This window comes from Gordonia neofelifaecis NRRL B-59395 (assembly GCF_000192435.1).
In the GTDB taxonomy this organism is placed as follows: domain Bacteria; phylum Actinomycetota; class Actinomycetes; order Mycobacteriales; family Mycobacteriaceae; genus Gordonia; species Gordonia neofelifaecis.
The window spans coordinates 1-12,537 of record NZ_AEUD01000017.1 but is presented as its reverse complement, the minus strand read 5'-3'; the positions used below and the strand labels follow the sequence as shown (position 1 = coordinate 12,537).

12 protein-coding genes are annotated in these 12,537 nt (G+C 68.1%); 5 read left to right on the top strand and 7 right to left on the bottom strand.

The features are described from left to right. The first annotated feature begins 1 nt into the window (after position 1). Positions 2 to 2,428, top strand: a complete 2,427-nt coding sequence (locus tag SCNU_RS16615) for a serine/threonine-protein kinase (protein ID WP_009680568.1) — start codon at positions 2 to 4, stop codon at positions 2,426 to 2,428. 267 nt (positions 2,429 to 2,695) lie between these two features. On the opposite strand, the gene SCNU_RS16610 is transcribed toward SCNU_RS16615, so the two are convergent. The 5 genes from SCNU_RS16610 to SCNU_RS16590 all read right to left on the bottom strand — a co-directional run bounded on the left by SCNU_RS16610 (position 2,696) and on the right by SCNU_RS16590 (position 8,005). Beyond that, a complete protein-coding gene (locus tag SCNU_RS16610; protein ID WP_009680567.1) occupies positions 2,696 to 3,910 on the bottom strand; it encodes an acetate kinase in 1,215 nt (404 codons plus the stop codon). After that, the gene (gene pta, locus SCNU_RS16605) at positions 3,907 to 6,024 is read right to left on the bottom strand and encodes a phosphate acetyltransferase (protein WP_009680566.1); all 2,118 of its coding nucleotides are present in this window, start codon (positions 6,022 to 6,024) and stop codon (positions 3,907 to 3,909) included. The genes SCNU_RS16610 and pta overlap by 4 nt, the downstream gene beginning before the upstream one ends. A 27-nt stretch (positions 6,025 to 6,051) precedes the next feature. Beyond that, a complete protein-coding gene (locus tag SCNU_RS16600; protein ID WP_009680565.1) occupies positions 6,052 to 6,600 on the bottom strand; it encodes a TetR/AcrR family transcriptional regulator in 549 nt (182 codons plus the stop codon). Between the two features lie 67 nt (positions 6,601 to 6,667). Next, the gene (locus tag SCNU_RS16595) at positions 6,668 to 7,057 is read right to left on the bottom strand and encodes a DUF5709 domain-containing protein (RefSeq protein WP_009680564.1); all 390 of its coding nucleotides are present in this window, start codon (positions 7,055 to 7,057) and stop codon (positions 6,668 to 6,670) included. Positions 7,058 to 7,105: 48 nt separating this feature from the next. Continuing rightward, on the bottom strand, positions 7,106 to 8,005 hold the full coding sequence (locus SCNU_RS16590; protein ID WP_009680563.1) for a cation diffusion facilitator family transporter: 900 nt from the start codon (positions 8,003 to 8,005) through the stop codon (positions 7,106 to 7,108). Between the two features lie 97 nt (positions 8,006 to 8,102). Between SCNU_RS16590 and SCNU_RS16585 the strand changes: the two genes are divergently transcribed. Beyond that, positions 8,103 to 8,672: a hypothetical protein gene (locus SCNU_RS16585; protein WP_009680562.1), complete on the top strand. Its 570-nt coding sequence runs from the start codon at positions 8,103 to 8,105 to the stop codon at positions 8,670 to 8,672. 3 nt (positions 8,673 to 8,675) lie between these two features. On the opposite strand, the gene SCNU_RS16580 is transcribed toward SCNU_RS16585, so the two are convergent. Beyond that, entirely contained in the window at positions 8,676 to 9,305 is a 630-nt protein-coding gene (locus tag SCNU_RS16580) for an HdeD family acid-resistance protein (protein WP_009680561.1), read from the bottom strand. A 24-nt stretch (positions 9,306 to 9,329) separates the two neighbouring features. Between SCNU_RS16580 and SCNU_RS16575 the strand changes: the two genes are divergently transcribed. Both SCNU_RS16575 and SCNU_RS16570 read left to right on the top strand, forming a co-directional pair. Beyond that, positions 9,330 to 10,169, top strand: coding sequence for a thioesterase family protein (locus tag SCNU_RS16575; protein WP_009680560.1), 840 nt, complete (start codon positions 9,330 to 9,332; stop codon positions 10,167 to 10,169). 68 nt (positions 10,170 to 10,237) lie between these two features. Then, complete coding sequence (locus SCNU_RS16570) at positions 10,238 to 10,459, top strand: hypothetical protein (protein ID WP_009680559.1); 222 nt, start codon at positions 10,238 to 10,240, stop codon at positions 10,457 to 10,459. Here SCNU_RS16570 and SCNU_RS16565 read toward each other — a convergent pair. Continuing rightward, complete coding sequence (locus SCNU_RS16565) at positions 10,419 to 11,579, bottom strand: phosphatase PAP2 family protein (RefSeq protein ID WP_009680558.1); 1,161 nt, start codon at positions 11,577 to 11,579, stop codon at positions 10,419 to 10,421. The two genes, SCNU_RS16570 and SCNU_RS16565, sit on opposite strands and share 41 nt — an antisense overlap. A gap of 144 nt (positions 11,580 to 11,723) precedes the next feature. Here SCNU_RS16565 and SCNU_RS16560 point away from each other — a divergent pair, with 144 nt between their 5' ends. Beyond that, positions 11,724 to 12,491: a deoxyribonuclease IV gene (locus SCNU_RS16560; RefSeq protein ID WP_009680557.1), complete on the top strand. Its 768-nt coding sequence runs from the start codon at positions 11,724 to 11,726 to the stop codon at positions 12,489 to 12,491. Positions 12,492 to 12,537: the final 46 nt, after the last annotated feature.

Sequence of the window (12,537 nt, the reverse complement as noted above, 5' to 3'; positions counted from 1 at the left end):
GATGAGCGACAGCAAGAAGAAGAACAAGAAGAAGGCCACCGAGGAGCCGGTGGCGACGCAGGCCGCCACCCAGGAGGCGGTCGCCACCCAGGGCGTCGACTCGGTGCAGACACAGGCGGGCACCATGCCGTCGCCGATGACGACCGTCGGAACCCAGGCCGGCACCGCTCCGACCTCCTCCGTGACGCAGTCGACGCAGGTGCGGCGGATCCTCGACGACATCGCCGCGGCTCGGCGCAAGACCCGCAAGAGCGCGCACATCCACGACCGCCGGCTGGGCAGCGAACTGGTTCAGCTGCCGGAGATCACCGACATCGACCCGGCGGACGCCGTGCTCTCCGATCCGGTGATCGCCCCGAGCAAGCGCAAGTGCTGGCAGTGCGGTGAGCCCGTCGGACGGAAGTCCGGGCGCGGCAAGGGACCGTTGAGCGGAACGTGCTGGAACTGCGGTGCCCGCTACTCCTTCGTCCCCGGACTCAAGCGCGGGACGATGGTCGCCGATCAGTACGAGATCGCCGGCGCCATCGCCCACGGCGGTATGGGGTGGATCTATCTGGCCGTCGACCACAACGTGTCCGACCGTCCCGTCGTGCTCAAGGGCCTGCTGAACTCGTCGGACTCCCAGGCGCAGGCCGTGGCGATCGCCGAACGGCAGTTCCTCGCCTCGGTCAACGACCCCGGCATCGTCAAGATCTTCAACTTCGTCGACGGTGTCACCGAAGACGGCCGCTCGGTCGGCTACATCGTGATGGAGTACGTCGGCGGTCACACGCTCAAGCAGCTGACCACCGAGGACGACGGCGGATCCAGGCACCTCCCGATCGAGCAGGCCATGGCCTACATCCTCGAAGTGCTGTCGGCGGTCGGCTACCTGCACTCGGTCGGTCTGGTCTACAACGACGTCAAACCCGACAACATCATGATCACCAGTGACGATGTGAAGCTCATCGACCTGGGCGCGGTGTCGGCCATCAACGGCACCGGGCATCTCTACGGCACGCCGGGATTCCAGGCGCCCGAGATCGTTGAGACCGGGCCGCAGATCGTCACCGACATCTACAGCATCGGCCGCACCCTGGCAGTCCTCACCGTCGACATGCCGATGGCCGAGGGTCGCTACCTCGACGGCCTGCCCGATCCGCAGACCACGCCGTTGTTCGTCGAGAACCCGTCGTTCTACTTCCTACTGCACCGCGCGACCTCCGCGGATCCGGCCGAGCGCTTCTCCTCGGCGGAGGAGATGACCACCCAGGTCCTCAACGTCTTGCGCGAGACGGTGGCCCTCCACACCGGTGTCCCGCGCCCGTCGATGTCGACGGTGTTCACCCCGCAGCGGTCGACGTTCGGCACCGACCTGCTGCTGGCTCCGGTCGACGGGTTCTTCGACCCGAAGGACGCGGCGATCCACGATCCGGCCGACATCGCACGCGCTCTGCCGGTACCGCTGGTGGACCCGGCCGATCCGGCGGCGAGCGTGCTGACCTCGGCGGCGTTGTCGTACCCGAGGCAGACGCTCGACACCATCCGGGCGGCGCGGGCCGACGGGTACAAGGCGCTGATCGCGTCCGAACCGACCGCGGACGGCGAACCGCCGTCGCATCCCTCGCTCGAGCTCGACCTCGCCGAGGCCCGTGCGCATCTCGAGCTCGGCAACCTGGACACCGCACTGCAACTGCTGCGCGAGGTCGCGGTCCATCACGGCGACTCGTGGCGACTGCAGTGGTACCTCGGCATCTGCTCGCTGCTGAACGCCGAACCCGAACTCGCCTTCGAACGGTTCCACGAGGTCCTCGAGGCGATGCCCGGCGAGGTGGCCCCCAAGCTGGCCGTCGCCGGGACCGCGGAGCTGATCGGCTACTGGCTCTCCGCCGAGGAGTACACCTCCAACGATCAGATGGCGCAGGTCGAGCGGTGGTACGAGATCGCCAGGCAGAACTACCACGACCTGTGGCTCACCGACCACGGCATCGTCTCCGCAGCCTTCGGGCTGGCACGGATGATCCTCGCCGAGGACCGGTACGACGGCGCCATCGAGCCCCTCGACGAGGTGCCGACCACCAGCCGCCACTACGGCACCGCGCAGATCTCGGCGATCGTGACCCTCGTCCACGGCCGCCAGCCGAGCGAGGTGACGAGATCGGAGTTGTTCGAAGCGGCGGAGCGGTTCGAGGAGATCAGCTGGGACGACCCCCGCCGCGGCCGACTGCAGCTCATCATCCTGGGCACCGCGCTCGGCTGGATCGACGCGCACCTCCACGAGGACCACGCCGCCGACGACTTCCTCGGCTTCCCGTTCAACGAGCACGGCCTCCGCGCCGGAACCGAGCGGTCCCTCCGCGAACTCGCGAAGGCCACCCGCGACAACCGGGCGCACCGTTTCCTCCTCGTCGACCTGGCCAACCTGATCCGCCCGGCGACGCTGTTCTGAGTTCGGCTGTCCCGCACGGAGTTTCGACTCGCTCCGCTCGCTCAACCAGCGGGGGGCGACACCGCTCGGTCGACTAGCGGGAGTGACTCCGCTCGGTCGACCAGCCTGCGTGACACGGGTTTCGACTCGCTCCGCTCGCTCAACCAGCGAGGGTGACACCGCTCGGTCAACCAACGGATTACCGCCGGTTGGGAGAGTGGCCCCGCCCGCTGGTTGAGCGAGCGGAGCGAGTCGAAACCACGGCCACGCGGGCTGGGCACCTGGCGCTCAGGCGGAGCGGCGCACGACCGCCATGCTCTGCCGGGCGATGGCCAGCTCCTCGTTGGTCGGCACCACCAGCACCGCGACCGCGGACGCGTCGGTGGAGATGAGCCGCGGCTCACCGCTCCGCACGGCATTCCGCTCGGGATCGATCTCGATGCCGTAGTTCTCCAGTCCGGCAAGGGAATCCGCGCGCACCGGGGCAGCGTTCTCGCCCACACCCGCGGTGAAGACGATGGCGTCGACGCGGCCGAGCTCGATCATGTAGGCGCCGATGTACCGCCGGAGCCGGTGCAGGTAGACGTCGTACGCGAGGCGGGCCGCCTCGTCGCCGGCCTCGACGCGTTCGCGTACCGAACGGAAGTCGTTCTCCCCGCAGAGCCCTTTGAGGCCCGAGCGCTTGTTGAACAGGACGTCGATCTCGTCGATCGACATCCCCGCCACCCGGGACAGCTGGAACACGATACCCGCGTCGATGTCGCCGGTCCGGGTTCCCATCACCAGCCCTTCGAGCGGCGTCATCCCCATCGTGGTGTCGATCGGCCTGCCACCGGCCACGGCCGACATCGACGCGCCGTTCCCCAGGTGCAGAACGATCTGGTTGACGTCGCCGTAGTCGCGACCCAGCGTCTCGGAGGTCAATCGGGACACGAACTCGTGACTCGTTCCGTGGAATCCGTACCGGCGGATCGCAAACTCCTCCGCGACGGCGGCGTCGAGTGCGTACGTCGCCGCGGCGTCCGGCAGTCCGTTGAAGAATGCGGTGTCGAAGACCGCGACCGCGGGCACCTCCGGCAGCAGCGCGGACACCGCGTTGATCCCGACCAGATTGGCCGGATTGTGCAGCGGCGCCAGCGGGCAGATCCGCTCGATCTCCGACCGCACCACATCGTCGATCAGCGTCGGCTCGAAGAACGACCGCCCGCCGTGGACCACCCGGTGCCCGACCGCCGCGAGACCCGAGTCGGCGACGTCGACGCCGTCGGCCGCGAACAGTTCCAGCACCTTCGCGATCGCGGCGTCGTGATCGGCCAGCGCACCGTCGACGACCACCTCGTGCCCGCGGTACCAGTGCTTGATCCGCGACGACGACTCCCCGATCCGCTCGGCGAGGCCGTCGGCGATCACTTCCTCCGTCACCGGGTCGAGCACCTGATACTTCAGCGACGACGACCCCGCGTTGACCACGAGGACCGTTCCGTCGATCGGCGTCTCGGTCATGCCCGGCTCTCCTGATCCTCGGTGGCCGCAGCGGCCTTCTTGATGTTCTGCGCTTGAATCGCGGTGATGGCGACCGTGTTGACGATGTCCGAGACCAGCGCGCCGCGCGACAGATCGTTCATCGGCTTGTTGAGCCCCTGCAGCACCGGTCCGATGGCGATCGCGCCGGCGCTTCGCTGCACGGCCTTGTAGGTGTTGTTACCGGTGTTCAGGTCGGGGAAGATCAGCACCGTCGCCCGCCCGGCCACCGGCGAATCGGGCATCTTCGACGCCGCCACCGACGGTTCGATGGCCGCGTCGTACTGGATCGGCCCCTCCACCAACAGTTCCGGCGCACGCTCCCGGACCAGATCGGTGGCCGTCCGGACCTTGTCTACGTCCTTTCCGGAACCCGATCCGCCCGTGGAGTAGGACAGCATGGCGACCCGCTGCTCGATGCCGAACGCCGCCGCGGTCTGCGCCGACGAGATCGCGATGTCGGCCAGCTCCTCGGCGGTCGGATCGGGCACGACCGCGCAGTCGCCGTACGTCAGCACCTTGTCGGCCAGGCACATGAAGAACACACTCGACACCGTCGAGACGCCCGGCACGGTCTTGATGATCTCGAACGCCGGCCGGATGGTCTGGGCGGTGGTGTGCACGGCACCGGACACCATGCCGTCGACGCGTCCGGTGTGCAGCAGCATGGTGCCGAAGTACGATTCGTCGCGCACCACCTCCGACGCCCGTTCCAGCGTCATGCCCTTATGCTTGCGCAGTTCGGCGTAGATCGGCGCGAACTCCTCGCCCAGCGGCGACGTCGCCGGGTCGATGACGTCCACCGATGAGAGATCGACGCCGAGCTCGTTCGCCCTGCGCCGCACCGCATCCGGGTCCCCCAGCAGCGTCAGGTCGGCGACGCCCCGCCGCACCAGGCGGTCGGTCGCGCGGAGGATGCGGTCGTCCCCGCCCTCGGGGAGAACGATCCGCTGCCTGTCGGACTTGGCCTGCGCGAGCAGCTGATACTCGAACATCTGCGGGGTCATCACCGCCGGGGTGTGCAGATCGAGCTCGCCGAGCAGTTCTTTGGGTGAGACGTACTGTTCCATCAGGCTCATCGCGGCGTCGATCTTCCGCACCGAACCGCTGGCCATCGCGCCGCGCGTGTGGGCGGCGATCCTCGCGGTCTCGTACGTACCGTGGTCGCAGGCGACGATGGGCAACGTCGGACGCAGCCCCTTCACCAGCGCGTCGATCATCGGGTGCGGCCGCAGCCCGCCGTTGATGACGATCCCCGCCAATCGCGGAAAGCCTTCCGCGGCATTGGCGTTCACCAGCGAAAGCAGCACGTCGGACCGGTCGGCCGGAGCGATCACCACCATCGACTCGCTGAGCCGCTCGAGAATGTGCTCGACGGTCATGCCGCCGACCATCACGTCGAGCGCCTCGCGCTCCATCAGGTCGGCGTCACCGGAGTACAGGGTCCCGTCGAGCGCTTCGCACAGTTCGGACATCGTCGGAGCGACCAGCAGCGGCTCGTCGGGCAGCGCCCATGACCGCACGCCGATCCGCGAGATCGCCGCGGCCACCTCCAGCCTGCGGTCGGGGTCGCAGCGGTTCGCGACGATCGCCACCGTGGTCGCGTGGGCGGCCGAGATGTCGGCCATCAGCAGCTCTGCGACGGCCTTCACTTCCTCGGGCTGCCGCTCGAAAGCCTTGACCACCAAGATGATCGGCGCCGACAGGTTGGCGGCGACCCGCGCGTTGAAGCTCAGCTCCGACGGCGAGGCGACGTCGGTGTAATCGGATCCGATCACCAGCACGTTGTCGCACTGCTCGGCGACGGTGTGGTAGCGATCGACGATCTCCGCGATCGCCGCGTCGGGGTCGGCGTGCACCTCGTCGTAGGTCACGCCGATGCACTGCTCGTACGGAATGTCGACGGACGCGAACTGATGCAGCAGGTCGAGGATGTAGTCGTGCTCCCCGGCCGCGGCGCGTGAGATCGGCCGGAACACGCCGACGCGGCCACCCGCTGCAGTCAGCACCGCGAGCACCCCGAGGGCGATCGTGGACTTTCCGGTGTCGCCTTCCGCCGACGCGACGTAGATGCTGCGGGCGCCCGTGCCAGTCATGGATCCGACAGTAGTCGGTTCGCCGGATCAGCGAACGACGGCGCGCACCACCATGTCCGCGATCTCGTCGTCGGACATCGAGCTGCCGGGAACCAGCATGCAGGAGTAGACCACCCGCACCATGAACTCGCTGCCCGCGCGCACGTTCGGGTACAGCGCGGCGGCCTCGTCCTCGACCACGTCGGGCAGCGTCGCGTCGACGATCATCTCGATCAGCGACGGCCGATCGGCGTCGCTGGTGGTGATGAGCGCGCGCACCACCTCCTCGGGTTCGTTGCGCAGCACGTACTGCAGTGCTTCGTGCTCCCGGATGTACGCGAGACTGCCGCGCACGCGGTCGCGAATCCGCTCGCTCACATCCGGCTGCTCGGCACCCCATGCCTTCATCTGCACGCGCAGCTGCTCCAGCTCGCGCGCCATGATCGCGGCGACGAGAGCGTCACGACCGCCGAACATGCGGTATGCCGTCGCCCGGGCCACGCCCGCCTGCCGGGCCACCGAGGTCAGGCTCAGGGCTTTGGCCCCGAAACGCGACACCAGGGCGACGCCGACTTCCACCAACCGGTCACGATCCATGCGAAGAACGGTATCGAATCCGGGTACCCGTGCGGGCGCGGAGTCTCATCCAGCGGATCGCCGGGGCTCACTCGTCTTCGATGTAGTGCATGGCCGCCTCCTCCGCGGAGGCGCCCGCGCCGTCCACGCCCGCGTCGGTGGCGAGCAGTTGGTTGTCGACGTCGGGCCCGACGCCCTCGTCGGGTGCGATCAGCCGGCCCGCGCGCCGCGCGCCGACCTCGTCGCGCTCCGGGAAGTCGGGATCGCCGTCGTCGTCGTACGAGATGTCGGGTTCCTCTTCGGCGAGCCGTTCGTCGAGGCAGTCGTGCTCATGCGTCGGCGGCGCATAGTCGGGCGGCGAGTAGCCGCGGTCGAGGACATCAGCCAGCTCGGTGTCGTCGAGGGTGTCCCCCGGCTGCAGCTGATCGGTGTCGTCCTGGTCGTACTCGCCACCGTCATACGAATCACGAGCGCTCATGTCCCCAACGGTAGCCTCCGGGCGTCCGCTCCGCCGCGACCTCGCGAACTACCGTCGCCAGGGCTCGTAGCTGCGCGGATCCTCGATCGGTTCGAGATGGATGGTGGGCACCAGATCGTCGACGGCCGCGTGCAGCGCCGCCTCGACGTCCTCGAGGAGGTCGTGCCCGCGCTGCACCGACCAGTCGCCGGGCACCAGCATGTGCAACTGCACGTACCGCAGATGCCCCGCCTCGCGTGTGCGGACGTCGTGGAAGTCGATGCCGTCACCGCGGAACCGGTCGAGCACCGCGTCTATCTCGGCGCGCTCGGCCTCGGGAACGGCAGTGTCCATCAGGCCGAGCGTCGACCGTCGCACCAGGTGATAACCGACGAAGATGATGTTGACGGCGACCGCTATCGCGATGATCGGGTCGAGGACGGCCCAGCCGGTGATCGCGACGACCGCCACGCCGACGATGACGCCCGCGGTGGTCCAGACGTCGGTCATGAGGTGCTTGCCGTCGGCCTCCAGGGTGAGCGAACGATGGCGTCGCCCCACTCGGATCAGTTGCCAGGCGACGGCCGCGTTGATCACCGAGGCGATCACCGACACGGCGAGACCGAGGCCCACCGACTCCAGTTCGCGGGGATGGATCAGTCGATCCACTGCGGTCACGATGATGATCACCGCCGCGACCACGATCATCACGCCTTCGATCACCGCGGCGAAGTACTCGCTCTTGACATGCCCGAAGTTGTGGTCGTCGTCGGCGGGACGGGCGGCGATCCGCAGTGCGAAGAAACCGACCACCGCCGCGACGAGGTTCACGACCGATTCCGCGGCGTCCGACAGCAGTCCCACCGACCCGGTCAGCTGCCACGCCAGCAGCTTGAGCGCGATCACCACGATCGCGGTCGCAATGCTCAGCAGAGCCCACTTACTCAGATCACGTGTCTGTTCGGCCACCCCGGAATCATCCCGCACCCATCTCGCCACCGCACTGGAAGAGGCTCAATAGTGCCATTACGCTGCGGAGTTCCGCCGGTGCGGGGAGCATTGGGACATGCTGGACGAGTTGAACGACCAAGCCCACGCCGATTACGACGCCGGCGAGTTCACCAGCGCGCTGGCCGGATTCTCGGTCCTCCGCGAGATCCGCTCCCGCCGCGAGGGGCCCTATTCGGTGAAGTACCTCGCGGCCCTGCACAACAGCGTTCGATGCATGTCGATGCTGGAGATGTGGGATGACTCCGACCTGCTCTGCAGCGAGCTCCACAGCAAGTATGTGCGGACGCTCGGCCGCGGTCAGGAGATCACGGTCGACGTCGCCAAGCACTGGGCCTGGGCGATGATGCACCTGCGGGAACTGCGGCCGGCCATCGGCCTGTACCTGACCACCGCCGACGCGATGTGGGACTCCGACACCGCGGGCGCCCGCAGGCTGATCGGCGCCGCAGCGACGGTGCCCGCCGCCCATCCGGCCGCCATGGTGTGGCGCGGAACCGTCGACGGCGTCGCGCTGCGGCACACCGACGAATTGCTGACCGTCCTCGGAATCTGCGCCGAACTGCTCGCCGAGGAAGAGAGCGCCAAGCCGGCGATCACGCTCGACGGCTTGGCACTGACCGGATAGGACTCAGTCCTCGGTCTCGATCACGGCACCCTCGACGACGACCGCGCCGCCGGCGGCTGCGCGCTCGGCCAGGGCACTGATCTTGTTCGGGACGGTGAACAGCGTGACGACGCTGACCACGATGAGCAGGATCGCGAGGATCCAGAGAATGGTCGAGAGCGTCCAGACCGCGGGCAGCACGATCATCGCGATGCCTGCGAGGACCGAGATCACGCCGGACACGATCACCAGCCAGCGCGGCGCGACGGTCGCGGTCATCCGGGAGCCGAAGAGGTCGTGCACGCCGCCGATGATCCAGCCGATTCCGATGAAGATACCGAGCAGGACGAGCGACTTCGACGGGTTGATCGTGGCGAGCACACCGACGGCGAGGACCACGGCGCCGAACACCCCGAGCAGGATGCGCGCGGACGCCGGTGCACGGGTCACCGCGAACGCGACGAACAGGCGGGAGAGCCCGGCGATGATGAGCGCGATGCCGAACAGCACACCGATCACGGTGAGCGTCGCGTGCGGCCAGACGAGAGCGGCGACACCCAGCGCGATGCCGACGATCGAGGTGAAGATGACGAACGTCCGGACGATGCCGACCGCGTCGTTCGGCAGAACGGACGGTGTTGCTTGAGTGGTCATGGAGGCAGCGTAGCGTGCAGGCGTATGAGCGACAGGACCTTCTTCACCCCCGCCGACGGCGGCCGGTTCGACCCGACCGGCTACGCGATGGGACTGTGGGGGCCCGATGCGCTCAACGGACCGTCGGTCTGCGCCATCGCCGCCTACGCCGCGGAGAACGCGGGCAGCAGCGAGGGTTTCGCGCCCGCGCGATTCACCCTCGAACTGTTCAAGAGCGCCCGCAGGCTGCCCACCCTTCCCACGACCACGGTGATCCGCGACGGCCACCGCATTCGGGTTGTCGAGGTCTCGGTGGTCCAGTTCGACGGCGACACGGAGATCCTGGTCGCCCGGGGCAACGTCGTCTTCCTCAAGCAGGGGTCGAACCCGCCGGGCGAGCGCTGGGTGCGACCGCCCGAGGAACAGACCTTCGTACCGCCCACCGCGGACGACGACTACCGCCCCTGGTTCCAGGTCGACGACGGCGACTGGTCCTCCGACATGGGCGACTTCCAGAACTCCGGCAGGCTCCGGATGTGGACGCGGCCGTTCGACGCCGTCGCCGCCACCGCCCTGACCCCGTTTCAGCGCGCGGTGATCGCCGCGGAGTCCACCAGCCTGGTGACCAACATCGGCGACGGCGGCATCGGCTTCATCAACTGCGATCTGACGGTGGCCGTCGCCCGCCTGCCCGAGGGCGTCCGGATCGGCGTCGAAGCCGATTCGCATGTCGAGAACGCCGGCCTGTCCGTCGGCACGGCGAACCTGTACGACGAGCACGGGCAGTTCGGCGTCGGTCTGGTCACCGCCGTCGACAACACCCGCGCGATGATCGATTTCTCGAAGGTTCAGCCCTATACGTCGAGGGCGCCCGAGCTCAGCTGAGCCGCCTCCCCACCGCCGACGCGGCGGGTAGTGTCCTGAGTCACAGGAGCTACTAGTCGGAGGCTGTCGTGACGAACAGGTATCTCAGGTACGGCGACCGTCGTTTCATCATCACGCGCGAGACCGAGGCGCGTCTCGACCGCGCGCTCAACAAGGTGTACGCGGCGGGCAGTGCGGGCCACGAGTGGCTCAACCTCTACCCCGACAGCGAGGCGCAGTGCCGCCTGCTGATCGCGGCGGGCGTGCCGATCACGATTGAGACGGAGCCGAACTTCGACGCCGCGGTCTGACCCCGGCGCGAATCGCGTTGCGCGGCTGGATGTACCGCGCGTCGATGAGCCGGTACGCCGCGAATACGAATCCGGCCAGACCCCAGCCCAACAGGATGTCGAAGACGTAGTGCTCGCCGCTGTAGACGAGCGCGAAGGCCATCGCGAGCGCGTAACCCATGAACATCGTCTTGCCGAACCATCGGGTGCGCGGCCACATGAACAGCGCCAACAGCATCGTCAGCCCGGCGTGCAGCGACGGTATCGCCGCGACGAGATTCGACTTCGTCTGGCCCAGGCGCACCGCACGCAGCACCATGTCCAGCCCGATGACGCTCCAGCCGCGGTCGGAGATCCGCTCGACGTACGGATTCGCATCCGGATGCTCGGGCGTCACCTGACCGAGCAGATTGTCGGGCACCGGCGAGCCGGTGGTGTACATGCACGGCGGGTCGTGCGGACTGTCGGCCACCTCGACGGCGGTGCAGCGCGACGCCGCCCACGGCGGCGCGGCCGGAACCAGGGTGTAGCCCACCAACCCGAGGAAACTGACCGCGATGAAACACGCCGCGAACCGGCGCCAGACGGCGCGGTCGCGCACCCAGAGCACCGCGGCGGTAGCGTACGGGACGATGAAGTACGACATGTAGACCGCGCTGACGACCACCTCCCACCAGGGTGGCGAGGATTCTTTGAGATGCGACTGCAGCCACACCGTCGGGTTGGTCCCGAACAGCCAGTGGTCGACGTCTGGCGCGAGCTCCCAGTGCGTCGGCATGTCGAGCCAGACCGCGACGTTCCGCGTCCAGTCGTAGAGCATCAGGATCAGGACGAACGGCAGCCAGTCGATCAGCACCGTGCTCGCGCGGCGCCTGCCGATCGTCGCGGCGACCATGCCGAACGCCAGGAAGAAGATGAGGCTGGTTCGGTCGGCGGCGATGCCGTATCGCCAGAAGTAGAGGCCCAGGGCCACGGCCCAGACCGTGAGCAGGATCCGGCGCAACCGCCGATAGTCGCGGATCTTCTCCTCGGTGACCGGAATCGGCTCGAGATCGGCGGTGCGGACTGCGTCGTGAGGTTCCCGATCGGCGGCATCGTCGGCATCACTCGGCCCGCCGGGCGCCGCCGTGTCGACACTCACGTGGCGCCTCCTGCCCCCGGTCGCCGGGGCGTCGACCGTCCACCCCGAACTCTATAGAAGTTCGCTGCGCGTTCGCTGCCAGTACACCGGTTGTCTCCCGTCGGCCCAGCCCGAAGCCGGCCGCCCAGGCGATAGGCTGAGCCCATGCGAGTCGGAGCCCACCTTCGCCAGGACGAGAACCCCGTCGCCACCGCCGAGGACCTCGGCATCGACATCTTCCAGATGTTCGTGACCGATCCGCAGGGCTGGAAGAAGCCGCAGCCGCATCCCCACGCCGCCGAGATCCGGGAGTCGGCGATCGACGTCGTCGTCCACTCGAGCTACCAGATCAACGTGGCGAGCCTGAACAACCGACTGCGGATGCCCTCGCGCAAGGCCGTCGAGCAACAGGCGGCGGCCGCGGCCGAGCTCGGCGCGATCGGGCTCGTCGTGCACGGCGGACACCTCAAGGACGGTGAGGACGCCGCGGCGGGATTCGAGAACTGGCGCAAGCTCTTCGAGCGGCAGGCGGACAAGGGCGGCTTCGGTGTCCCGATCCTTGTCGAGAACACCGCGGGCGGCGACCATGCGATGGCACGGACGCTGGAGTCCATCGAACGCCTGTGGGACGCCGTCGGCGACTTCCCCGAGGCCGGGTTCTGCCTCGACACCTGTCACGCCTGGGCCGGCGGCGAGGACCTGGTCGGACTCGTCGAACGCATCAAGGGCATCACCGGCCGCATCGATCTGATCCATCTCAACAATTCGCGCGACGAGTTCGACTCCGGCCGGGATCGTCATGCCAACCTCGAATCCGGCCAGATCGACCCGGAGGTGCTCGCTGAACTGATGAAGACCGCCGGCGCACCGGGTGTGCTGGAGACGCCCGCCGACGGCATCTCCGCCGACCTGGAGTACCTGCGCTCCGTCTAGATGTGATGTCCAGGGACGTTGTTTCGGCGACATGGCCGTGAAGAGC

Bases quoted from the DNA above. Each gene is read 5' to 3' on its own strand.
- SCNU_RS16615 (WP_009680568.1), top strand. From the start codon at position 2: ATGAGCGACAGCAAGAAGAAGAACAAGAAGAAGGCCACCGAGGAGCCG.
- SCNU_RS16610 (WP_009680567.1), bottom strand. From the start codon at position 3,910: ATGACCGAGACGCCGATCGACGGAACGGTCCTCGTGGTCAACGCGGGG.
- pta (WP_009680566.1), bottom strand. From the start codon at position 6,024: ATGACTGGCACGGGCGCCCGCAGCATCTACGTCGCGTCGGCGGAAGGC.
- SCNU_RS16600 (WP_009680565.1), bottom strand. From the start codon at position 6,600: ATGGATCGTGACCGGTTGGTGGAAGTCGGCGTCGCCCTGGTGTCGCGT.
- SCNU_RS16595 (WP_009680564.1), bottom strand. From the start codon at position 7,057: ATGAGCGCTCGTGATTCGTATGACGGTGGCGAGTACGACCAGGACGAC.
- SCNU_RS16585 (WP_009680562.1), top strand. From the start codon at position 8,103: ATGCTGGACGAGTTGAACGACCAAGCCCACGCCGATTACGACGCCGGC.
- SCNU_RS16580 (WP_009680561.1), bottom strand. From the start codon at position 9,305: ATGACCACTCAAGCAACACCGTCCGTTCTGCCGAACGACGCGGTCGGC.
- SCNU_RS16575 (WP_009680560.1), top strand. From the start codon at position 9,330: ATGAGCGACAGGACCTTCTTCACCCCCGCCGACGGCGGCCGGTTCGAC.
- SCNU_RS16560 (WP_009680557.1), top strand. From the start codon at position 11,724: ATGCGAGTCGGAGCCCACCTTCGCCAGGACGAGAACCCCGTCGCCACC.